Origin of the sequence: Starkeya nomas (assembly GCF_902703545.1) — a bacterium.
In the GTDB taxonomy this organism is placed as follows: domain Bacteria; phylum Pseudomonadota; class Alphaproteobacteria; order Rhizobiales; family Xanthobacteraceae; genus Ancylobacter; species Ancylobacter moscoviensis.
The window spans coordinates 22,518-45,028 of the sequence record NZ_CACSAS010000001.1; the positions used below are offsets into that span (position 1 = coordinate 22,518).

Sequence of the window (22,511 nt, forward strand, 5' to 3'; positions counted from 1 at the left end):
CGTCAGGCATCGGGGGCGACGGTGTGGTTGGCGAGCATCTCCAGCGCCTTCACCAGCGCCGAATGGTCCCACGCCGCCCCGCCATTCGCCGCGCAGGCGCTGAAAAGCTGCTGCGCCAGAGCCGTCGCCGGAAGCGCCATCTGAAGCTGCCGCGCCCCCGTCAGAGCGAGGTTCAGGTCCTTCTGGTGCAGCTCGATCCGGAAGCCCGGGTTGAAGGTCCGCTTCACCATCCGCTCCCCATGCACCTCGAGGATGCGCGAATTGGCGAAGCCGCCCATCAGCGCCTCGCGCACCTTCGCCGGGTCGGCGCCCGCCTTGGAGGCGAACAACAGCGCCTCGCCCACCGCCTGGATGGTCAGCGCCACGATGATCTGGTTCGCCACCTTGGTGGTCTGCCCGTCGCCATTGCCGCCCACCAGGGTGATGTTCTTGCCCATCTTCTCGAACAGCGGCTTCACCGTCGCGAACGCCTTCTCTGGCCCGCCGACCATGATGGTCAGCGAGGCCGCCTTGGCGCCGACCTCGCCGCCGGAAACCGGCGCGTCGAGATAATCGCAGCCCAGCGCGTTGATCTTCGCGGCGAACTCCTTCGTCTCGACCGGCGCAATCGACGACATATCCACCACGATCTTCCCCGCCGAAAGACCCGACGCGATCCCGTTCTCACCGAAGAGCACCCGGCCGACATCGCCGGTGTCGGGCAGCATGGTGAAGATCACGTCCGCCGCCTGCGCCACCTCCTGCGGGGAGGAGCAGGCGACGGCGCCGGCCTCGATCAGCTCCTGCGGCACGCCGCTGCGCGAATGGGCATGCAGCGCGTGACCCGCGTCGATGAGGTGGCCGGCCATGGGGGTTCCCATGATGCCAAGGCCGACGAAGCCGAGTTTCATGTGTCGATCCTTCGGGAAGTGGATGTGGCTCACGCCTTGAACTTGCGGGCGATCGCCTCGGAGCTGCGGGCGAGCAGGCCGGTGTCAATGCCCACCGCCGTGAAGGTGCAGCCCGCCGCCATGTAGCGCCGTGCGAGGCCTTCGTCGCCCGTGAGAATGCCGGCCGGTTTGCCGGTGGCCACGATGCGGCGGATGGAGGCCTCGATCAACTCGACGATGTAGGGATTGCCCTGGTCGCCGAGATAGCCCAGATCGGAGGAGAGATCGCCCGGCCCGACGAACAGCCCGTCGATGCCCGGCACCGCCGCGATGGCCTCGATGTTGTCGAGCGCCTGCTGCGTCTCGATCTGCACCAGGATGCACAGCTCCTCATGGGCGCGCTTGTGGTAGTTCGCCACCCGCCCGTAGCGCGAGGCGCGCGCCGCGCCGGCGAAGCCGCGGATGCCGTCCGGCGGGAAGCGTGTCGCCGCCACCGCCGCCCGGGCCTGCTCGGCGGTCTCCACCATGGGCACGAGGAAGGTCTGCGTGCCGATGTCGAGGAAGCGCTTGAAGACGATCGGGTCGTTCACCGGGATGCGCACGATCGGGTGCGTGGCATTCTCCATCGTGGCGTGAAGCTGGGAGAGAACGCCGGGAACGTCGTTCGGCGCATGCTCGCCGTCGATGATCAGCCAGTCGAAGCCGGAGCCGGCGAGGATCTCGGTGGCGGTCGGGCTCGCCATGGAGTTCCAGAAGCCGATCTGCTGCTGGCCGGCGATAAGCGTGCGCTTGAACGTATTGACGGGCAGGTCCACGGGGAAGGTCCTTCTGGGTACGGGCATCGGGGAGCGAGGCGGCGGAAGCCGCCGGACTATTCGGCGAGCGCTTCCTTGCGGGTCTTCAGCACCGCCGGGGAAAGCATGGCGATGAGCATGAGGGCGACGATGCCGAGCAGCACGGCGCTGATCGGCCGGGTGACGAACACCGACGGGTCGCCGTCGGAGAGCTGCATCGCACGGCGGAAATTCTCTTCGAGCTGCGGCCCGAGCACGAGGCCCAGCAGCAGCGGCGCCGGCTCCACGCCCACCTTGATGAAGAAGTAGCCGACCACCGCGCAGCCCAGCATCAGCCAGACATTGAAGGCGCTGTTGGAGATGCCGTAGGTGCCGATGCAGCAGAACAGCACGATGGCGGGGAAGAGCAGCCGGTAGGGGATCTTCAGCATCGAGACCCACAGCCCGACCAGCGGCAGGTTGATGATCAGCAGCATGAGGTTGCCGGTCCACATCGAGGCGATGACGCCCCAGACGAGTTCGGGCTGCTCGGTCATGACCTGCGGGCCGGGCTGGATGCCCTGCATCATCAGGGCACCGATCATCAACGCCATCAGGGCGTTGGCGGGAATGCCGAGCGTCAGCAGCGGGATGAAGCTGGTCTGCGCGCCGGCATTGTTGGCCGCCTCCGGCCCGGCGACGCCCTCGATGGCTCCCTTGCCGAAGCGCGAGGGGTCCTTCGCCACCTTCTTCTCCAGCGCATAGGCGGTGAAGGGCGGCAGCGCCGCGCCGCCGCCCGGCAGCACGCCGAGCGCCGAGCCGATGAAGGTGCCGCGCACCATGGCGGGGAACGCCGCCTTCAGGTCGGCGCGCGAGGGAACGAGGTCGCGCAGCTTCTGGCTCACCACCTGCCGCACCTCGGGGCGCTCCAGATTGGCGATGATCTCGGCGAGGCCGAACATGCCCATGGCGACGGGCACGAAATCCAGCCCGTCCGACAGGGCGGGAATGCCGAAGGTCATGCGCGCGACGCCGGAATTGACGTCGATGCCGACGGTCCCGATCAGCAAGCCGAGGAAGACCATGGCGAGCGACTTCGCCACCGAGCCATGGGCGAGGATGACGGCCGCGAACAGGCCGAGCACCAGCAGGCTGAAATACTCGACGGCGGTGAACTTCAGCGCCAGCGCCGCCAGCGGCAGGCTGAGCACCGCGATGACCACCGTCGCCACCGTGCCGGCGAAGAAGGATGAGATGGCGGCGATGGCGAGCGCCGGGCCGGCGCGGCCGCGCTTCGCCATTTCGTGGCCGTCGAGGCAGGTGACGACCGACGAGGTTTCGCCCGGCACGTTCACCAGGATCGCCGTGGTCGAGCCGCCATACTGCGCGCCGTAGAAGATGCCGGCGAGCATGATGAGGGACGAGGCCGGTGCCAGCCCGAAGGTGAAGGGCAGCAGCAGCGCCACCGTCGGGATCGGCCCGATGCCCGGCAGCACGCCGATGGCGGTGCCGATGACCACGCCGATCAGGCAGTAGATCAGGTTGTTGAACTGCAGGGCCGTGGAGAGGCCGAGAAGCAGGTTGTCGAACAGTTCCATCGCTCGCCCGCTCCGCTCACCACGGCCAGATCGCCACCGGCAGGGCGAGCGCCTTCACGAAGAGAAGGACCGCGCCGGCGGTGATGACGAGACCGAACGGGATGACTTCGAGGAAGCGGCTCTCGCGGCTGGCACAGGCCGCGATGAGGATGGCCGCCAGCGAGGCGGCGGCGAGGCCCGCGCCTTCGATCAGCAGCGCGAAGGCCCCCACCGAGGCGCCGACGCCGAGGATGGGGCGCAGTTGCACCCGCGGGATGCCGGCATGGCCACGCAGCAGCCCGCGCCCGGCGAAGAACAGGCCGAAGCCCAGCAGCGCCAGCGCAATGGCCCGCGGCATGTAGCCCGGCCCCATATCGGCCGCCGAACCGCCGGCGAGCCTCCAGGTGGCGGCGAAGGTGCCCGCCGCCACCGCGATGAGGAAGAGGCCGAACAGAAGGTCCGGCCAGTCGAACCTGCGTGTGGTCACGACGCGCACCGCCGCCGGTTCAGTTGGTCTTGATGTCGGCGGCGCGAACGATGTCGCCCCAGCTCTTGATGTTGGTGACGAGCCAGCTCTTGACCGCCTCCGGCGTGCCGGGACGCGGCGAGCCGCCCTGCTCGGCGATCTTCGCCTGGATCTCCGGCAGGGCGAGGATCTTGTTGAGCTCCCCGTTCAGCCGCGCGACCACTTCCGGCGGCGTCTTGCCGCTGGTGAGCAGGCCCTGCCAGGTGCCGGCGTCGTTCAGCGGAAGCTTCGCCTCCTTGAAGGTCTCGACATTCGGCAGCGCGGCGAGCCGCTCGTCGCCGGTGACGGCGATGCCGACGAGCTGCTTGTTGGTGACGAAGGGCAGCGTCGCGGTGGCGCCGTTGATGATGACGTTGCTCTCGCCGGAAACGACGGCCCGCGAGGCGGCGGCGCCGCCCTTGTAGGGCACGTTCTTCCAGTCGATGCCGAGATCGCGGGCGAGCGCGACGGCGGTGATGTGGTTGAGCGCGCCGACGCCGGAATTCGCCACCGCCAGCTTGCCGGGGTTCGCCTTGGCATAGGCGACCAGTTCGGAGACGTTCTTGGCCGGCACGGACGGGTTCACCGCCAGCACATAGGGGCCGAACATCACCATGCCGACCGGAGCGAGGTCGTTCTCGACATTGTAGGAAAGGTCGGGGAACAGGCTGGGGGCGACGGCGAGCGAGCCGATGTCCATCAGCAGCAGCGTATGGCCGTCCGGGCGAGCCTTGGCCACCGCGTCGGCGCCGATGTTCCCGGCGGCGCCGGGCTTGTTCTCCACCACCACCGGCTGGCCGACGGCCTCGGAGAGCTTCGGCGCGATCAGGCGCGCGAGAATGTCGGAGGTGCCGCCGGGCGCGAAGGGCACGACGATGCGCACCGGCCGTTCGAAATTCTGGGCATGGGCGAAGGACGGCGCGAGGGCGCCGCACAGCGTGAGCGCGGCGGCGGCCGCCTTGAGCAGGCGAAGGGTCATGAGCGTTTCCTCCAGAAACGACGGGAAGCGTGGCAACTCGTTTTCTGGCGGACCTTCCGGCCCGCTTTTGGGTCCGCCGGCGCAGCGGTCCGATGATCATCCTAGGGGAGAGACGATGCACGAATGAGTTGTTCTGAGCATTAATCGATGCCAATTTTGGATCGATGTTCGAGCTCAGCCATCTCCGCTGCTTCGTCGCCGTCGCCGAGGAACTGCATTTCGGCCGCGCCGCCGCTCGCCTCAACCTCACCCAGCCGCCGCTCAGCCGGCAGATCCAGCTGCTGGAGCACACGCTCGACGTCCGCCTGCTCGACCGCACGAGCCGCTCGGTGCGCCTCACCCGCGCCGGGGAGAACTTCCTGCCCGAGGCCCGCCGCCTGCTGCGGCTGGCGGAGGGCGCGGCGCTGGCGGCACGGCGCACCGCCAGCGGCGAGGAAGGTTCGATCGCCCTCGGCTTCACCGCCGCGTCCGGCTACGATTTCCTGCCGCGCCTCATCAAGCGCTTCCGCGCCGAGGCGCCGGGCATCGATCTCGTCCTCAAGGAGATGGTCTCCACCGACCAGTTCGAGTCGCTGACCGCGGGACGGATCGACGTCGGCCTCGTGCGCCCCACCTTCAACCGGCGCGAGTTCCAGTCGCTCTGCGTGGTGCGCGAGCCGCTGCTGCTCGCCGCGCCCGACGATCATCCCCTCGCCGCCGCGCCGGAGGTGAGGCTGTCGGACCTCGACCGTCAGCCCATGGTCGCCTATTCGCCCTATGAGGCGCGCTATTTCTACGACCTGCTGGCGACGCTGTTCGCCTCGGCGGCGATCACCCCGCGCTACGTCCAGCACATCAGCCAGGTGCATTCCATCCTCGGGCTGGTCAAGGCCGGCATCGGGCTGGCGCTGGTGCCGCGCGCGGCCCGCAATCTCGGCTTCGAGGGCGTCATCCTGCGCCCGCTCGCCCTCGGCGCGCCGTCCATCGTCGAGCTTCACGCCATATGGCGGCCGACCAGCGCCAACCCCGCCATCGACACGCTGCGCCACACCCTGCGCCAGCTCACCGTCACCGCCTAGCCGCGGCCGAGGACTGGCGGCTGCGCGGCATTCATGAAGCCCCGACATAACGTCATGCCGTTTACGCCGACTAATTCACCAGAACCGCTCTGATAAGCAGGGCGAGACATCGGCCCGAACCAGGAGAACCGCCATGGACATCACGCGCGCCGGCTCGCCCCCTCCCCGGCAGGGGCCGGACGAGTATTTCACCGGTCAGGTCAGCATCGCCGCCCCCTTCGCCGGTGCCGGCGGACTGAGCGCGGCGACCGTCACCTTCCAGCCGGGCGCGCGTACCGCCTGGCACACCCATCCGCTCGGCCAGACCCTGCTGGTGCTGTCCGGCACCGGGAGGGCGCAGCGCGAGGGCGGGCCGGTGGAGGAAATCCGCGTCGGCGACATCGTCTGGTTCGAGCCGGGAGAACGGCACTGGCACGGCGCCGCACCCAACAGCGCGATGACGCATCTCGCCGTGGCCGAGATGAAGGACGGCAAGGCCGTCGACTGGCTGGAGAAGGTCAGCGACGCGGAGTATCTCGGCCGGTGACCGGTTCGTGGCCGTAAACGCGGCGGGGCCATAATTTTCCGACACCGTCTACCGGAGCCGCACCCGGTAGACGGACCGACCCTCTCGAACCGAGCGGCGGCGGAGAGATGCGCGAGCCGAGCGGCGGCCGGCCTAGCGGGAGCCCACGCGGGCGGCGCGGTACTGGCGGGGTGAGACGCCGAAGGCGTTGCGGAACTCGCGCGAGAAATGCGCGGCATCGGAAAAGCCGCAGTCGAAGGCGATCTCGGTGATGCTGCGCGGGCTGTTCTCCAGCATCCAGCAGGCGTAGTCCTTGCGCAGCTGGCGCTGATAGGCCGCCGGCGAGGCGCCGAGCGCGGCGCTGAAGGCACGCTCCAGCTGGCGGCTCGAACAGCCGACATAGCGGGCGATGGCGTCCATGGAGGGCGGGTCGTCGAGCCGCTGCTCCATGAAATGCACCGCCTGATGCACGCGCGCATCCGCCACTTTCGCGAGATCGGCGAAGAAATGCGGCTGCGGCAGCGTCGGCGGGCGCATGCCCTGCAACATCATGTGGCGCACCGCCTGGTTGGCCTTGCCGCTCCCGCAATGGCGGGTGACGAGATAGAGGCCGAGATCGATGGCGGCGGTGGAGCCGGCGCAGGAGAGCAGGTCGCCCTCGTCGACGAACAGCTTGTCGGTGACGGCGTTCAGCGTCGGGAACTGCGCCCGGAAGGCTTCCAGCACGTTCCAGTGTATGCACAGCGTCCGCCCCTCGGCGACGCCGGCCTGCGCGATCGCGAAGGTGCCGGTGCACACGCCGATGAGCCGGACGCGCCGGGCGGCCGCCTGCTGGAGATAGTCGAGCAGCGCCGGCGGCTGGTGCTCGTTGAGGTAGTCGTTGCCGCCGCAGACGGCGATGTAGTCGAACTGGGTCGGGTCGAGGAGCCGCGTGCTGTCGGAGATGACCACGCCACAGCTTGCCCGGCGCGGCGCCGCCTCCAGGCTCATCACCTTCCAGGAGGCATGGATCTGCCGGCTGCGCCCGCCATGGTCCGCCGCGAGGCGCAGCGCGTCGATCAGCCCGCCGAAGGCCGCGAGGGTGAACTGGTCCAGCAGGACGAAGCCAACGCGCAATGGCGAGGTACGGGCGGCCTGCAGCACCGAGGTCGGGATCTCCGCGGCATCGGGCGTCGGGGGTGGCTCATGCAACATGTCGCCCATATCAAAGTTTCTGGCCCGATACTGCAAGCGGCCGCTGCGTCAGGCCGTCATGATCCCGCCGCTGCACATGAGGGGAGAAAACAACATGGCACGCATCCATGGTCTCGCTACGGCGTCGGCGCTCGCGCTGGCCGCCACGCTCGCGCCGGCATCGGCGCAGGACGCAGGTAAAGGCGCCCTGCACGTCGCCTGGTACGGCGGCAACTGGGGCGACGCCTTCAAAACCTGCGTCGCCGATCCCTTCACCAAGGCGACCGGCGTCCCGGTCGTGCCGGAGGTCGGCACCTCCACCGTCACCCTTTCCAAGCTGCAGCAGCAGAAGGATGCCCCCACCATCGACGTCGCCTGGATGGATGGCGGCGTGAGCGAGCTGGCGGAAGCCGCCGGCGTGCTTGAGCCGATCACGCAAGGCGGCGTGCCGAACCTCTCCGCCGCGCTGCCGCAGGCGGTCTACGAGAACGCCAACGGCATCTACGCGGTCGGCACCGGCTACTACTCGCTCGGCCTCACCTACAACACCAAGGAAATCAAGGCGCCGCCGACCTCCTGGAACGATCTGTGGAAGCCGGAATATGCCGACGCGGTGACCATCCCCTCCCCGGCCAATTCCTCCGGCGTGCCGTTCCTGTTCTTCCTCCACAAGATCTGGAACGCGCCGGCCGGCGATTTCGGCCCGGTCTTCGCCAGGATCAAGGAACTGAAGCCGGCGCTGTTCTTCGACTCGTCGGGCGCGGCCTCCAATGCCTACCAGAGCGGCGAGGCGATCATCGGCGCGCACTTCAACGTCGGCGCCTTCGACCTCACCGCCAAGGGCCTGCCGATCGGCTTCACCGTGCCGAAGGAAGGGGTGTGGGCAACGGATGCGCGTCTCCACCTGGTGAAGAACGCGCCGCGCAAGGAACTCGCGCAGAAATTCATCGACACCGCGCTCACCACGGACGCCTCGCGCTGCCTCGCCGAGAAGCTCTATCTCGGCCCGTCCGTGAAGGGCGTCACCGTCTCCCAGGAAACGGCGTACCGGCTGCCCTGGGGCGTGGACGGCACGGTCGAGAACCTCTTCCTGCTGGACTGGAACGAGGTGAACGCCAAGCGCGCCGCGCTCGTCGACACCTGGAACCGCGAGATCGCCCGCAAATAGTCTGGCGTATCCGACACGGGACGGCCGCCGGATGCGGTCGTCCCCCTTCCCAGCCAGGAACGACCACGTGCAGCCACTCCTCTCCATCGAAACGGTCTCCAAGCATTTCGCGGCGCATCAGGCGTTGCGCGATGTCGAGCTGATGGTCGGCGCCGGCGAGTTCATCGCCCTGCTCGGCCCCAGCGGTTGCGGCAAGACCACGCTGCTGCGCTGCATCGCCGGCTTCCTGACGCCGGACGCCGGACGCATCCGCATCGACGGCGAGGACATCACCAGGGCGCCGCCCTACCGCCGGCCGCTGAACACCGTCTTCCAGAGCTACGCGCTCTTCCCGCATATGAGCGTGCTCGACAACGTGGCCTATGGCCCGCGCCGCGCCGGGGTCGCCAGGGCGGAAGCGCAAGGCCGGGCCCGCGAGGCGCTGGCGCTGGTCGGCCTCGAGGAAATGGGCGCCCGCCTGCCGCGCGCGCTTTCCGGCGGCCAGCAGCAGCGCGTGGCGCTGGCCCGCGCCATCGTCAACCGGCCCAAGCTGCTGCTGCTCGACGAGCCGCTCTCCGCGCTCGACCTGAAGCTGCGCCGGCGCATGCAGATCGAGCTCAAGCACATTCAGGAAAAGCTCGGCATCGCCTTCATCTTCGTCACCCACGATCAGGAAGAGGCCATGGCGATGGCCGATCGCATCGTGGTGATGCATGGCGGGCGCGTCGAGCAGGTCGGCACGCCGGCCGAGATCTACCGGGCCCCCGCCTCCCGCTTCGTCGCCGAATTCGTCGGCGAGCCCAACCTCATTCCGGCCGAGCCCGCCGGGCCGGGGCGGATACGCCTCGCCTTCGCCGGGCTGGAGCTGGCCGCGCCTGAAGGCACGCGCTGCGCGATGATCCGGCCCGAGGACGTCGTGCTTGTGGAGGGCGCGGCACCGGCCGATCTCGCCACCGCCGGCGGGACGGTGGAGGAAGTGGTCGCCATCGGCCCGATGACGACCCTCTTCGTGCGTTGCGGCGATGTTCTGCTGAAGGTCGCGCGGCTCGGCATGTCGGGCGCGGAGCTGCATCCCGGCGCCGGCGTGACCGTCGGGCTGCGCCCGGCGGCGCTGCACCTCATCGCGGAGTGAGGCCGGTGACCGCCTCCCGCACCACGCTGGCGCTCCTGCTCTTCGCGCCGCTCGCCTTCTTCGCCGCCTTCTTCCTGGCGCCGATGGCGGTGGTGGCGATCTCCAGCGTCACCACCAGTGACGGCGCTCTCACCGCCGCCCATTACGCCCGCGTGCTGCTCGACCAGTACCATTGGGACGTGCTGTGGGTGACCTTCCGCATCGCGCTCGCCACCACGGCGATCTGCGTGCTGGTCGGCTTCCCGCTCGCCTGGTACCTCGTGCGCATCGTGCGCTGGCGGGCGTGGCGGCGAGCCTGCGTCATCCTCATCATCGTGCCGCTGTTCACCTCGAACATCGTGCGCTCCTTCGGCTGGATGGTGCTGCTCGGGCGCACCGGCCTCGTCAATCAGGGGCTGATGGGCCTCGGGCTCACCGAACGGCCGATCCGCTTCCTCGGCACCGAAACCGGCATCCTCATCGGCCTCGTCTATATCCTCGTGCCGTTCGTCGTACTGTCGGTGGGCAACGCGCTCGCCAAGATCGACACGGTCTACGAGGACGCCTCGGCCGATCTCGGCGTCGGGCCGGCGCGTACCTTCTGGTTCGTCACCCTGCCTCTCTGCCTGCCCGGCGCGATCTCCGGCGCCATCATGGTGTTCGCGCTGGCGGTGAGCGCCTATGTGACGCCGGCGCTGCTCTCGGGCGGGCAGATCACCGTCTTCTCCATGCTGATCTTCCAGCAGTACTCGACGGTGTTCGACTTCCATTACGGCGCGGCGTTGAGCGTCACCCTGCTGGTGCTCACCCTCGTGCTGGTGAGCATCGCCGGGCGCATCGGCGATGGCGGACGGAGGGCGGCATGATCGCGCGGCTCCTCATCCGCATCGTGGCGCTCGCGGCGATGGCCTATCTGGTGCTGCCGCTCGTCGTCATCATCGGCGCGTCGCTCACCGAGACCAGCTATCTCGCCTTCCCGCCGGAGGGCCTGACGCTGAAATGGTTCGGCGTGCTGTTCGAGGACCCGTCCTACGTGTCGGCCTTCGTCACCTCGACGCTGCTGGCGCTGGCGGCGACCGCCGTCGCCATCGTGCTCGCCGTGCCGGCCAGCCTGGCGCTGGCGCGCTACGTCTTCGCCGGGCGGGAAGGCGTGTCGGCGCTGCTGCTCTCGCCGCTGGTGCTGCCCTATGTCGTGCTCGGCGCCGCGCTGCTGCAATACGGCTCGGCGATCGGCATGGCGCGCTCCTTCGAGGCGCTGCTGGTCGGCCATGTGATCATCGTCACGCCCTTCGTGCTGCGCTCGGTGCTGCCGCTCCTCACCCCCGAGCAGCGGGCGCTGGAAGAAGCCTCGATGGACCTTGGCGCCGGGCCCCTCGCCACCTTCTTCCTGGTCGTGCTGCCGCAGATCCGCGGCGGCATCGTCTCGGGCGGCCTCCTCGCCTTCATCTCCTCCTGGATCAACGTCGAGCTGTCGATCTTCAACACGACCGCCGCGCTCAACACCATCCCGGTGAAGATGTTCAACTACGTGCAGTACACGATCGATCCGACCATCGCGGCCGTGTCCGCGATCACGATCGTCGTCGCTGCGCTCGTCATCATCCTCCTCGATCTGCTGATGGGCCTGGACATGCTGTCCGAGCCGCATCGGTCCTAATTCCAACGGAGCCTTCGCGATGCGCAAGCAGGATAGTTTCGACGTCATTTACACGCACACCGAGGGCGAGCCGCTGTGCATCATCCACAGCGGCATCCCCTACCCGGCCGGCTCCTCCATCCTCGAGAAGCGCGCCTTCCTGGAAGCGAACTATGACTGGGTGCGCGAGGCGCTGATGCGCGAGCCGCGCGGGCACCGCGACATGTTCGGCGTGTTCCTCACCCCGCCGTCCTCGCCAGAATACGATGCCGGCCTGATCTACATCGACGGCACGCAGTACTCGCACATGTGCGGCCACGGCACGATCGCCGTCGCCATGGCGATGGTCGCGCACGGCTTCGTGCGCCGCGCCGATGACGGCATCACCAAGATCCGCTTCGAGACCACCGCCGGCCTCGTGCAGGCCGAGGTGGCGACCGACGGCGAAGAGGTGCTGTGGACCCGCTTCGAGAACGTGCCCGCCTATGTGGCGGCGCAGGACGTCGCCTTCGACCTGCCGGGCGTCGGCGCGCTGAAGGCCGACATCGTGTGGGGCGGCAACTATTTCGGCATCATCGACCTGCGCGGCACCTCGCTCAAGATCGGCCCGGAGAACGGCTCCGAGCTGTCGCGCCTCGGCATCCTCGCCCGCGAGGCTATCCGCGAGAAGGTGAAGATCCAGCACCCGACCGCCGGCCACATCAACAACTTCAACTTCATCACCTTCTGGCACGAGCCGACCATCGAGGGCGCGCTCTACAAGAACGTGCACGTCTTCAGCGCCGGCCAGCTCGACCGCTCGCCGGGCGGCACCGGCACCAGCGCGATGATGGCGATGTTCGAGGCGCGCGGCGTGATCGGCCTCAACCAGCCGATCCGTTCCGAGGGCCTGCTCGGCACCGGCACCTTCGAGGGCTGCCTCGTCGGCGAGACCACGCTCGACAATGTGCGCGCGGTGCGCCCCACGGTGAAGGGCACAGCCGGCCTGCTCGGCACCGCCCGCTGGATCATCGACCGCAAGGACCCGGTCGGCGCCGGCTTCCTCGTCGCCTGAGACAGGGCCTGAAATGAAAGGTGACCGGCGGCCGTGCAGGCCGCCGGTCGCTTCATTCGTATCGGCGCCGCGTCTCGGAAATCGGGCTCGGCGTCACCCCCGCCCGCTGGCCCCCTCCGTTGCGGCTAGGGTCAGCTGCTGGCGGCAAGTTCCAGCCGGTTGTTGAAGCGCAGCGCCAGCAGGGTGCACACGGCTCCCGACAGGAGATAGGCGCCCGAAGCCAGCAGGCCGAAATGGCTTGAGAGCAGCAGCGCCGCCAGCGGCGCGAAGCCCGCGCCGAACAGCCAGGCGAGATCGTTGGTCAGGGCCGAGGCGGTGTAGCGGAACTTCGGCGAGAAGTTCGAGGCGACCACGCCCGAGGACTGGCCGAAGGACACGCCCAGCAGGGCGAAGGCGAGAACCATGAACACGGTCTCGCCGACCACGCCGCCGGCGAGCAGTTGCGGGGCGAAGCCGCTGAACACCGCGATCGCCACCGCCGAGACGCCCAGCAGGCGCCGGCGCCCGATCCGGTCGGCGACCATGCCGGAAGCGAACACGGCCAGAAGGCCGCAGAAGGCGGCCGTCGCCTCGATCAGCAGGAATCGCGTCGGCCGCTCCTCGGTGAAGAGGAACACCCAGGAAAGCGGGAACACCGTCACCATGTGGAACAGCGCGAAGGTGGCGAGCGGCGCGAAGGCGCCGATCAGGATGCCCCGGCCTTCGGACTTCACGGTGTCGCTGATGCGCTGCGGCTCGAGATCGCCGCTTTCGAACAGCTCGACATATTCCGGCGTCACCGCCATGCGCAGCCGCGCGAACAGCGCCACGACGTTGATGGCGAAGGCGACGAAGAAGGGATAGCGCCAGCCCCAGCTGAAGAAATCCTCCGCCGAGAGATTGCCGAGGAAGAAGGCGAACAGCGCGCTCGCCACGATCAGGCCGATCAGCGCGCCGAGTTGTGGCAGCATGGCGTACCAGCCACGCCGCGCTTCCGGCGCGATGATCGCCAGCAGCGGGGCGAGACCGTCCCAGGTGCCGCCCCAGGCGAGCCCCTGGCCGATGCGGAAGGCCGCGAGCAGCCAGATCACCGTCGCACCGATGTCCTCATAGGAGGGTAGAAAGGCGATCGCGACGGTGGAGGTGCCGAGCAGGAACAGCGCCGACGTCAGCTTGGCCCCTCGCCCGTAATGGCGCTCGACCGTCATGAACAGCGCCGTTCCGAAGGGGCGCGCGATGAAGGCAAAGGCAAAGATCGCGAAGGAATAAAGCGTGCCCGTCAGGGCGTCGGTGAAGGGGAAGACCAGTTTCGGGAACACCACCACCGAGGCAATGGCATAGACGAAAAAGTCGAAGAACTCGGATGCACGGCCGATCACCACGCCGACGGCGATCTCGCCCGGCTGCACATGCTCCTCACGGGCATGGAGCTGTGCGGCATCGCGCTCGAATGTCGATGCGGGAGTGGTCATAGTTCTTACCCAAACTAGAATAAATTAAAATCTGCGATTTGCGCTGATCGCGTCTTTCATATTCGCACGCCCCAGTCTACCCCCGGGCTAAACTGGTTTCGATGCGACAATTCGGCATTGGACAAATTGTCCGATGTTTCCATTGCTGCGATGCAGCTATTAGCATCCATGGGCGAGATTCAGGGATACATCTTACGTTGCGTCGGCTTCATCTCATAGCACTGCTTCCGTTGGCGGCCGCTCTCGGCGGGTGCAACTTCGTCGTGCTCGACCCGAGCGGCGATATCGCGGCGCAGCAACGCGATCTTCTGGTCATCTCCACGCTGCTGATGCTGCTCATCATCGTCCCGGTGATGGCACTCACGGCCTTTTTCGCCTGGAAGTACCGGGCCTCCAATACAAAAGCCCGCTACGAGCCCGAATGGAGCCACTCCACGCAGATGGAGCTGGTGATCTGGTCGGCCCCGCTGCTGATCATCATCTGCCTGGGCGCGCTGACCTGGATGGGCACCCATCTGCTCGATCCCTACCGCCCCCTCGACCGCATCGCCGCCGGCAAGCCCGTGCCGGCCGACACGAAGCCGCTCGACGTCGAAGTCGTGGCACTCGACTGGAAATGGCTGTTCATCTACCCCGAGCAGGGCATCGCCACGGTCAACGACCTCGCCGCGCCGGTGGGCCGGCCGATCCGCTTCCGCATCACCGCCTCCTCGGTGATGAACGCCTTCTACGTGCCGACGCTCGCCGGAATGATCTACGCCATGCCGGGCATGCGCACGGAGCTGAACGCCGTCGCCAACGCGCCGGGCGAGTCGCGCGGCTTCTCCTCGAACTACAGCGGCGCCGGCTTCTCCGGCATGTTCTTCCGCTTCCAGGCCCTCTCCGACGCCGATTTCAACGCGTGGACCTCGGAGGCGAAGGCGAGCGAGGAGCGGCTGACCCGCGCCGCCTATCTCGAGCTCGAACGCCCGAGCGAGAACGTGCCGGCGCGCCGTTTCGCCGACATCGACCCGACCCTGTTCGACGCCATCCTCAACATGTGCGTCGAGCCCGGCAAGATGTGCATGAAGGAGATGATGGCGATCGACGCCAGGGGCGGCCTCGGCCTGGAGGGCGTCGCCAACGTGCTGCCGCTGACCTATGACAAGCATGCGCGGCGCGGCACGGTGTTCGGCGGCGCGCCCAGCTATGTGGTCGGCATCTGCACGCCCGAGGAGCTCGCCACCGCGCTGACGCTCTCCGCCGCCCGCCCGGCGTCCCGCGACACCGCGCTGGTGCGCGGCGCGGGCCTGCCGCTCCCGGCGCTTTCCGGCTCCCTGCCGGCCTTCACCCCGATCAGCCTGCCGTCGAGAGAGCCGAGGGAATCCCTTCTCGGCCCGCGCCGGCCCTCCAACTCCTGACGGCCCCCATGACCGAAACGCCCTTCATCGAGCCGAGCTTCCTGTTCGGCCGGTTCAACCTTCAGGCGATCCCCTATCACGAGCCGATCCTGGTCGTGACCTTCCTCGTCGTCGCCATCGGCGGCCTCGCGGTGCTGGGCGCGATCACCTATTTCCGGCTGTGGGGTTACCTCTGGCGCGAGTGGTTCACCAGCGTGGACCACAAGAAGATCGGCATCATGTACATGGTGCTGGGCATCATCATGCTGCTGCGCGGCTTCGCCGACGCCATCATGATGCGCCTGCAGCAGGCCTGGGCCTTCGGCGGCAGCGAGGGCTACCTGCCCGCCCACCACTACGACCAGGTGTTCTCCGCGCACGGCGTGATCATGATCTTCTTCGTGGCCATGCCGATGGTCACGGGCCTGATGAACTACGTGGTGCCGCTGCAGATCGGCGCCCGCGACGTCTCCTTCCCGTTCCTGAACAATTTCAGCTTCTGGATGACGGTGAGCGGCGCGGTGCTGGTCATGACCTCGCTGTTCGTCGGCGAGTTCGCGCAGACCGGCTGGCTCGCCTACCCCCCGCTCTCGGGCATCGGCTACAGCCCCTATGTCGGCGTCGATTACTACATATGGGCGCTGCAGATAGCGGGCGTCGGCACATTGCTGTCGGGCGTGAACCTCATCTGCACCATCGTGAAGATGCGCGCCCCCGGCATGACCATGATGAGGATGCCGGTTTTCACCTGGACGGCGCTGTGCACCAACGTGCTCATCGTCGCCGCCTTCCCGGTGCTCACCGCCGTGCTGGCCCTGCTCGCCGCCGACCGCTACCTCGGGACCAACTTCTTCACGAACGACTTCGGCGGCAACCCGATGATGTACGTGAACCTGATCTGGATCTGGGGCCATCCGGAGGTCTACATCCTGATCCTGCCGGCCTTCGGCATCTTCTCCGAGGTGACCTCGACCTTCGCCGGCAAGCGGCTGTTCGGCTACACCTCGATGGTCTACGCCACGGTGGTCATCACCATCCTGTCGTATCTGGTCTGGCTGCACCACTTCTTCACGATGGGCTCCGGCGCCAGCGTGAACTCCTTCTTCGGCATCACCACGATGATCATCTCGATCCCCACGGGCGCGAAGATGTTCAACTGGCTGTTCACGATGTATCGCGGGCGCATCCGCTTCGAACTGCCGATGATGTACACGGTCGCCTTCATGCTGACCTTCGTCATCGGCGGTATGACGGGCGTGCTGCTGGCCGTTCCCCCGGCCGACTTCGTGCTGCACAACTCGCTGTTCCTCGTCGCGCACTTCCACAACGTGATCATCGGCGGCGTGCTGTTCGGCCTGTTCGCCGGCATCGCCTTCTGGTGGCCGAAGGCGTTCGGCTTCAAGCTCGATCCGTTCTGGGGAAAGTGCTCCTTCTGGTTCTGGGTCGTCGGCTTCTACTTCGCCTTCATGCCGCTCTACGTGCTCGGGCTGATGGGCGTGACGCGGCGCCTGCGCGTCTTCGACGATCCCTCGCTGCACATCTGGTTCCTGATCGCGGCCTTCGGCGCCTTCCTCATCGCGCTCGGCATCGCCTGCTTCCTGATCCAGATCGGCGTCAGCATCCTGCGGCGCGAGCAACTGCGCGACACCACGGGCGATCCGTGGGATGCGCGCACGCTGGAATGGGCGACCTCCTCGCCGCCGCCGGCCTACAACTTCGCCTTCACGCCGGTCGTGCATGATCTCGACGCCTGGTGGGACATGAAGCAGCGCGGCTACACCCGGCCGCTCGCCGGCTTCAAGGCGATCCACATGCCGCGCAACACCGGCGCCGGCGTGATCCTCGCCGGCCTCAGCTTCGTGCTCGGCTTCGCGCTGATCTGGTACATCTGGTGGCTGGCGGCACTGTCCTTCGTCGCGCTCGTCGGTACCGCCATCGGCCACAGCTTCAATTACAACCGCGACTTCGACATCCCCGCCGATGAAGTCGCCCGCACCGAGGAGGCGCGCACGAAGCTGCTCGCCGCAGGGGTGAACGCATGAGCGCCTCGGTGACGAACGCGAGCGAGACGCCGGTCTTCTACGAGATCGACGAGCACCCGCATCCGGAAGGCCACAGCACCGCGCTGGGCTTCTGGGTCTATCTGATGAGCGACTGCCTCATCTTCGCGGTGCTGTTCGCCACCTTCGGCGTGCTCGGCGGCAACTATGCCGCCGGCCCGGGGCCGCGCGACCTGTTCGACCTGCCGCTTGTGGCGCTGAACACCTCCATGCTGCTGTTCTCGTCCATCACCTACGGCTTCGCCATGCTGGCGATGGACAAGGACCGCAGGGCGCAGACGCAGCTGTGGCTGATCATCACCGGCCTGTTCGGCCTCGCCTTCCTCTCGATCGAACTCTACGAGTTCCACCACATGATCGAGATCGGCGCCACGCCGCAGCGCAGCGCCTTCCTGTCGGCCTTCTTCACCCTGGTCGGCACCCACGGGCTGCATGTCACCTTCGGCATCATCTGGCTCGTCACCCTGATGGTGCAGGTGCAGCGGCGCGGGCTGATCGCCGCCAACAAGCGCCGGCTGATGTGCCTTTCCATGTTCTGGCACTTCCTCGACGTGGTGTGGATCGGCGTCTTCACCTTCGTCTATCTCATGGGAATGCTGCGATGAGCTCACACGACACCGCCGCTCACGGGCATCACGACGATCACGGCGCCGCGCACGGCTCGCTGGGCGGTTATCTCATCGGCTTCGGCCTGTCGGTCGTGCTCACCGCCATTCCCTTCTGGCTGGTGATGACGGACACGCTCGGCGACGCCACCCTCACCGCGATCGCCATCATGGCCCTCGCGGCGGTGCAGATCGTCGTGCACATGATCTACTTCCTGCACATGAACTTCCGCTCGGAAGGCGGATGGAACATGATGGCCATGGTGTTCACGCTGATCCTGGTGGTGATCACGCTGGCCGGCTCGCTATGGGTCATGTACCACCTCAACGCCAACATGATGCCCGGCGCCCACGACATGAGGCAGATGTTGTGAGCCGCGCGCCCGCGCGGGCGCAGGGGGCACCGAAAGGCAGAGAGCCACGCCGAGCGAGGATGCTCCTCCTCGCCCTCTGCGCCGGCCTTGCCGTGCTGTTCGCCGGTCTCGGCGTCTGGCAGGTGAAGCGGCTGTTCTGGAAGCTCGACCTCATCGCCCGCGTCGAGGCGCGCATCCATGCGGAGCCGGTCGAGGCGCCGGAGCCCGACGCCGTCTCGACGGAAGACGAGTACCGTGCGGTTTCCCTCACCGGCCACTTCCTCAATGACCGAGAGACGCTGGTGCAGGCCGTCACCACGCTGGGCGGCGGGTACTGGGTGCTCACGCCCTTCGTGACGCGCAGCGGCTTCATCGTGCTCGTCAATCGCGGCTTCGTGCCGCCCGAGCGCCGAGCGCCGGAGAACCGCCCGCAAGGGCAGACGGACGAGAATACCATCCTGACCGGATTGCTGCGTCTTTCCGAGCCGGAAGGCGGCTTCCTGCGCAGCAACGATCCCGCCGCCGACCGCTGGTACTCGCGCGACGTCGCCGCCATCGCGCGGGTGCGCGGATTGGAGAAGCGGGTCGTGGTCGCGCCCTATTTCGTCGATGCCGATGCGGCCCCGGTTCCCGGCGGCTTTCCGGTCGGCGGACTGACGGTGGTGCGGTTCACCAACAACCACCTCGTCTATGCGCTGACCTGGTTCGCGCTCGCCGCGATGTGCGTGGGCGCCGGCGTCCTGCTCTGGCGCCACAAGGAAGGCAGCGGACGCAGGCGATAAGAAAAAGCCGCAGCGGCGCGAACCGCTGCGGCTGATACCCTTCCCGGACGCCGCCGGGAGATCTGTCCGACACAAGGTATTGCCGGCGCCCCGTTCGGGGCGACGGCCGGGAGCCCGGCAGTCTCAGGCCAGGTCGAAGCGGTCGAGGTTCATCACCTTGGTCCAGGCCGCCACGAAGTCGTCGACGAACTTCTTCTGCGCGTCCGAGCTGGCATAGACCTCGGCCAGCGCGCGCAGCACCGAGTTCGAGCCGAACACGAGGTCGACGCGGGTGCCCGTCCACTTGACCTCGCCGGTCTTGCGGTCACGCGCCTCGTAGAGGTTCTTGGACTCGTCGGTCGCCTTCCACTGCGTGCCCATGTCCAGCAGATTGACGAAGACCTCATTGGTCAGCGCGCCGGAGCGGCTGGTGAGCACGCCATGCGCGGAGCCGTCGCTATTGATGTTGATCGCGCGCAGACCGCCGACCAGCACCGTCATCTCCGGCGCAGTCAGGGTGAGAAGCTGCGCCTTGTCGATCAGCGCCACCTCGGCCGGAACCTTCAGCGAGGGCTTCTGGTAGTTGCGGAAGCCATCGGCCAGGGGCTCCATCACCGCGAAGGCGTGAATGTCCGTCTCGTCCTGCGAGGCATCGGTGCGGCCGGGCGTGAACGGCACCGCCACGTCATGGCCGCCGGCCTTCGCCGCCTGCTCGACGCCGGCATTGCCGGCCAGCACGATCAGGTCGGCCAGCGCTACCCGCTTGCCACCAGTAGCACTGAGGTTGAACTCCGCCTGAATCCCTTCCAGCACCTTGAGCACCTTGGCGAGTTGCTCGGGCTGGTTCACCTCCCAGTCCTTCTGGGGCGCGAGGCGGACGCGTGCGCCATTGGCACCACCGCGCTTGTCGCCGCCACGGAAAGTGGACGCCGACGCCCACGCCGTGCCGACCAGCTCGGACACGGTGAGGCCGGAGGCCAGCACCTTGGTCTTGAGCTCGGCGACGTCTGCGTCATCGATCAGCGGATGGGTGGCGGCCGGCACCGGATCCTGCCAGATCAGCACTTCCTTCGGCACTTCCGGGCCGAGGTAGCGCGCGCGGGGGCCGACATCGCGATGAGTCAGCTTGAACCAGGCGCGGGCGAAGGCCTCGGCGAAAGCCTGCGGGTTCTCGAGGAAACGACGCGAGATCTTCTCGTAGATCGGATCGACACGCAGCGACAGGTCGGTAGTGAGCATGGTCGGCTTGCGCTTCTTCGACGGATCATGGGCGTCGGGGATGATCGCCTCGGCGTCCTTCGCCTCCCACTGGATCGCCCCGCCGGGACTGCGGGTCTGCACCCATTCGTACTTGAACAGGTTCTCGAAGAAGAAATTGCTCCACTGCGCCGGCGTCTGCGTCCAGGTGACCTCGATGCCGCTGCCGATGGCATCGGCGCCGGAGCCGGAGCCGAAATTGCTCGCCCAGCCCAGGCCCTGAGCCTCCAGCCCGGCGGCTTCCGGGTCCGGCCCCTTATGGGATTCGGGCGCGGCGCCATGGGTCTTGCCGAAGGTGTGGCCGCCGCCGATCAGCGCGACGGTCTCCTCGTCGTTCATCGCCATACGGGCGAAGGTCTCGCGGATGAAGGCCGCGGCGGAAAGAGGATCGCCGTTGGCGTTCGGGCCTTCCGGGTTCACGTAGATCAGGCCCATCTCGGTGGCGCTGAGCGGCGCGTCGAACTTGTCGAGGCCGCGATGGGTCAGCCAGGCGGTCTCCGAACCCCAGTTCACGTCGAGGTCCGGCTCCCAGGTGTCCTCGCGGCCGGCGGCGAAGCCGAAGGTGCGGAAGCCCATGGTCTCCAGCGCGACGTTGCCGGTCAGGATCAGCAGATCGGCCCAGGAGATCTTCTGGCCGTATTTCTGCTTGATCGGCCACAGCAGGCGGCGCGACTTGTCGATGTTCACATTGTCCGGCCAGGAGTTGAGCGGGGCGAAGCGCTGCTGGCCGCGACCGCCGCCGCCGCGCCCGTCGCTCAGGCGATAGGTGCCGGCGCTATGCCAGGCCATGCGGACGAACTGCGGACCGTAATTGCCGAAATCGGCCGGCCACCACTCCTGCGAATCCGTCATCAGCTTGCGCAGGTCGCTCTTGAGCGCCTCGTAGTCGAGCTTCTTGAACTCCTTGCGGTAGTCGAACGCCTGATCCAGCGGATCGGACTTGGACGAGTGCTGGCTCAACAGATCGACACGGAGCTGGTTCGGCCACCAGTCGCGGTTCTGGGTGCCGCTGGTGCCATGTGCGACCGGGCATTTCCCGGTGCTCCCCTCAGTCGTCGCGCTCATGCTTTTCTCCGATCGAGTCCGTGTTCGTTATCTGGTCAGCCCGTCGAGCCGGCCGTCTGCCGGGAACATGCCTTGCAGGGGCGTGGGCTGCCCGCGGGGTCGGTATGTGCGCGGCCGAGACGGTTCCGGCTTCGGTGCTGCCGATCATCGCAAAGGCTCATATCAAAAATGCTTCATTAGATTAATTCCGATTTATTGATCGTCGTGATAAGTTGTTCTTATGAAGAACGTAACTTTCAAGCAGCTCCGCTATTTCGACGCGCTGGCCCGGCACGGCCATTTCCGGCGGGCGGCGGAGGCCTGCGGTATCTCCCAGCCGGCCCTGTCGATGCAGATCAAGGAGCTGGAGGAGGAAGTCGGCATCGAGCTGTTCGAACGCGGCCCGCGCCAGATCCGGCTGACCGGGTTCGGCGAGGAGTTCGCTCCCCGCATCCGCGACATCCTGCGCTCGGTCGACGAGCTGGGGGATCTGGCCCGTGCCTCGCGCGACCGGCTGGTGGGACGCCTGCGCATCGGCGTGATCCCGACGGTCGCGCCTTATCTGCTGCCGACCCTGCTCGGCAATCTCAGCCGCCTGCATCGGGGGCTGGACATCCACGTGCGCGAGACCCAGACGCCAAGGCTCATACAGGAGCTGGAGGAAGGCCGGCTCGACACGGCTATCGTCGCCCTGCCGGTGTCCGAACCGGCCCTGACGGAAGTGCCCCTGTTCACCGAGAATTTCGTTCTGGTCCGGCCGGGCGAGGACAAGGGCAAGCCGGTTCCCGGCCCTGAAGCCATTCGCGAGATGCGGCTGCTGCTTCTGGAGGAAGGGCACTGCTTCCGCGATCAGGCCCTGTCGTTCTGCAACGTCGACATGCGGGCGGCGCCCCCGCGCGATGTCCTCGACGCCAGCTCGCTGTCCACGCTGGTGCAGATGGTCGATGCCGGCATCGGCGTGACACTCATACCGGAAATGGCGGTGGCGGTCGAAACCCGCTCGGCGTCCGTCTCCGTCGTACGCTTCCGGGATCCGCAGCCGGCACGGACCATCGGCATGGTCTGGCGCAAGACCAGCCCGCTCGCCCCGCAGCTTATGCAGATATCCGAGGTGGTCCGCCGCTCGACCGCCGCGCTGCGCCAGCAGCAGGAGGCGTCACTGCACGAGCCGCCGCAGGACTGATGCCGCCGTGGTTTGTGCCTGACTTGCTGTC

General features: G+C 67.5%; 21 protein-coding genes. 13 read left to right on the plus strand and 8 right to left on the minus strand.

The window, feature by feature from the left end:
- Positions 1-2: 2 nt before the first annotated feature.
- The 5 genes from STARVERO_RS00125 to STARVERO_RS00145 are packed head-to-tail and all read right to left on the minus strand — an operon-like array spanning position 3 to position 4,703.
- Positions 3-890, minus strand: coding sequence for a 2-hydroxy-3-oxopropionate reductase (locus STARVERO_RS00125; protein ID WP_159597478.1), 888 nt, complete (start codon positions 888-890; stop codon positions 3-5).
- 29 nt (positions 891-919) lie between these two features.
- Positions 920-1,684 carry an aldolase/citrate lyase family protein gene (locus STARVERO_RS00130; RefSeq protein ID WP_159597479.1) on the minus strand — a complete coding sequence of 255 codons (765 nt, stop codon included), beginning with the start codon at positions 1,682-1,684 and terminating at the stop codon, positions 920-922.
- Between the two features lie 56 nt (positions 1,685-1,740).
- Positions 1,741-3,240 (minus strand): tripartite tricarboxylate transporter permease, encoded by a 1,500-nt coding sequence (locus tag STARVERO_RS00135; RefSeq protein WP_159597480.1) that lies wholly within the window; start codon positions 3,238-3,240, stop codon positions 1,741-1,743.
- A 16-nt stretch (positions 3,241-3,256) separates the two neighbouring features.
- Positions 3,257-3,706: a tripartite tricarboxylate transporter TctB family protein gene (locus tag STARVERO_RS00140; protein ID WP_244616450.1), complete on the minus strand. Its 450-nt coding sequence runs from the start codon at positions 3,704-3,706 to the stop codon at positions 3,257-3,259.
- Positions 3,707-3,725: 19 nt separating this feature from the next.
- Positions 3,726-4,703, minus strand: coding sequence for a Bug family tripartite tricarboxylate transporter substrate binding protein (locus STARVERO_RS00145; RefSeq protein ID WP_159597482.1), 978 nt, complete (start codon positions 4,701-4,703; stop codon positions 3,726-3,728).
- 164 nt (positions 4,704-4,867) lie between these two features.
- Here STARVERO_RS00145 and STARVERO_RS00150 point away from each other — a divergent pair, with 164 nt between their 5' ends.
- Entirely contained in the window at positions 4,868-5,761 is an 894-nt protein-coding gene (locus STARVERO_RS00150; RefSeq protein WP_159597483.1) for a LysR family transcriptional regulator, read from the plus strand.
- 133 nt (positions 5,762-5,894) lie between these two features.
- A complete protein-coding gene (locus tag STARVERO_RS00155) occupies positions 5,895-6,287 on the plus strand; it encodes a (R)-mandelonitrile lyase (RefSeq protein WP_159597484.1) in 393 nt (130 codons plus the stop codon).
- Between the two features lie 132 nt (positions 6,288-6,419).
- Here STARVERO_RS00155 and STARVERO_RS00160 read toward each other — a convergent pair whose 3' ends face one another.
- Positions 6,420-7,460, minus strand: a complete 1,041-nt coding sequence (locus tag STARVERO_RS00160; protein ID WP_159597485.1) for a GlxA family transcriptional regulator — start codon at positions 7,458-7,460, stop codon at positions 6,420-6,422.
- Positions 7,461-7,554: 94 nt separating this feature from the next.
- Here STARVERO_RS00160 and STARVERO_RS00165 point away from each other — a divergent pair, with 94 nt between their 5' ends.
- The 5 genes from STARVERO_RS00165 to STARVERO_RS00185 all read left to right on the plus strand — a co-directional run bounded on the left by STARVERO_RS00165 (position 7,555) and on the right by STARVERO_RS00185 (position 12,387).
- Positions 7,555-8,607 carry an ABC transporter substrate-binding protein gene (locus tag STARVERO_RS00165; protein WP_159597486.1) on the plus strand — a complete coding sequence of 351 codons (1,053 nt, stop codon included), beginning with the start codon at positions 7,555-7,557 and terminating at the stop codon, positions 8,605-8,607.
- A 67-nt stretch (positions 8,608-8,674) separates the two neighbouring features.
- Entirely contained in the window at positions 8,675-9,718 is a 1,044-nt protein-coding gene (locus STARVERO_RS00170; RefSeq protein ID WP_244616451.1) for an ABC transporter ATP-binding protein, read from the plus strand.
- A 5-nt stretch (positions 9,719-9,723) separates the two neighbouring features.
- The gene (locus STARVERO_RS00175) at positions 9,724-10,563 is read left to right on the plus strand and encodes an ABC transporter permease (RefSeq protein ID WP_244616456.1); all 840 of its coding nucleotides are present in this window, start codon (positions 9,724-9,726) and stop codon (positions 10,561-10,563) included.
- Positions 10,560-11,354, plus strand: a complete 795-nt coding sequence (locus STARVERO_RS00180) for an ABC transporter permease (protein WP_159597489.1) — start codon at positions 10,560-10,562, stop codon at positions 11,352-11,354. The genes STARVERO_RS00175 and STARVERO_RS00180 overlap by 4 nt, the downstream gene beginning before the upstream one ends.
- A gap of 19 nt (positions 11,355-11,373) precedes the next feature.
- Complete coding sequence (locus STARVERO_RS00185) at positions 11,374-12,387, plus strand: proline racemase family protein (RefSeq protein WP_159597490.1); 1,014 nt, start codon at positions 11,374-11,376, stop codon at positions 12,385-12,387.
- 131 nt (positions 12,388-12,518) lie between these two features.
- On the opposite strand, the gene STARVERO_RS00190 is transcribed toward STARVERO_RS00185, so the two are convergent.
- Positions 12,519-13,838, minus strand: a complete 1,320-nt coding sequence (locus tag STARVERO_RS00190; protein ID WP_159597491.1) for an MFS transporter — start codon at positions 13,836-13,838, stop codon at positions 12,519-12,521.
- A 197-nt stretch (positions 13,839-14,035) separates the two neighbouring features.
- Here STARVERO_RS00190 and cyoA point away from each other — a divergent pair, with 197 nt between their 5' ends.
- Genes cyoA through STARVERO_RS00215 form a run of 5 tightly spaced genes read left to right on the plus strand, consistent with a single transcriptional unit; the run spans position 14,036 to position 19,017 of the window.
- Complete coding sequence (gene cyoA / locus STARVERO_RS00195) at positions 14,036-15,238, plus strand: ubiquinol oxidase subunit II (RefSeq protein WP_159597492.1); 1,203 nt, start codon at positions 14,036-14,038, stop codon at positions 15,236-15,238.
- 8 nt (positions 15,239-15,246) lie between these two features.
- Entirely contained in the window at positions 15,247-17,259 is a 2,013-nt protein-coding gene (gene cyoB, locus STARVERO_RS00200; protein ID WP_159597493.1) for a cytochrome o ubiquinol oxidase subunit I, read from the plus strand.
- Positions 17,256-17,882, plus strand: a complete 627-nt coding sequence (gene cyoC / locus STARVERO_RS00205; protein WP_159597494.1) for a cytochrome o ubiquinol oxidase subunit III — start codon at positions 17,256-17,258, stop codon at positions 17,880-17,882. The genes cyoB and cyoC overlap by 4 nt, the downstream gene beginning before the upstream one ends.
- The gene (cyoD, locus tag STARVERO_RS00210) at positions 17,879-18,256 is read left to right on the plus strand and encodes a cytochrome o ubiquinol oxidase subunit IV (protein WP_159597495.1); all 378 of its coding nucleotides are present in this window, start codon (positions 17,879-17,881) and stop codon (positions 18,254-18,256) included. Before cyoC ends, cyoD begins: the two co-directional genes overlap by 4 nt.
- Before the next feature lie 59 nt (positions 18,257-18,315).
- Entirely contained in the window at positions 18,316-19,017 is a 702-nt protein-coding gene (locus STARVERO_RS00215) for an SURF1 family protein (RefSeq protein WP_159597496.1), read from the plus strand.
- Positions 19,018-19,140: 123 nt separating this feature from the next.
- Here the strand turns inward: STARVERO_RS00215 and katG are convergent, their stop codons facing one another.
- Positions 19,141-21,318 carry a catalase/peroxidase HPI gene (gene katG, locus STARVERO_RS00220; RefSeq protein WP_159597497.1) on the minus strand — a complete coding sequence of 726 codons (2,178 nt, stop codon included), beginning with the start codon at positions 21,316-21,318 and terminating at the stop codon, positions 19,141-19,143.
- Positions 21,319-21,538: 220 nt separating this feature from the next.
- Between katG and STARVERO_RS00225 the strand changes: the two genes are divergently transcribed.
- Entirely contained in the window at positions 21,539-22,480 is a 942-nt protein-coding gene (locus STARVERO_RS00225) for a hydrogen peroxide-inducible genes activator (protein WP_159597498.1), read from the plus strand.
- Positions 22,481-22,511 lie beyond the last annotated feature (31 nt).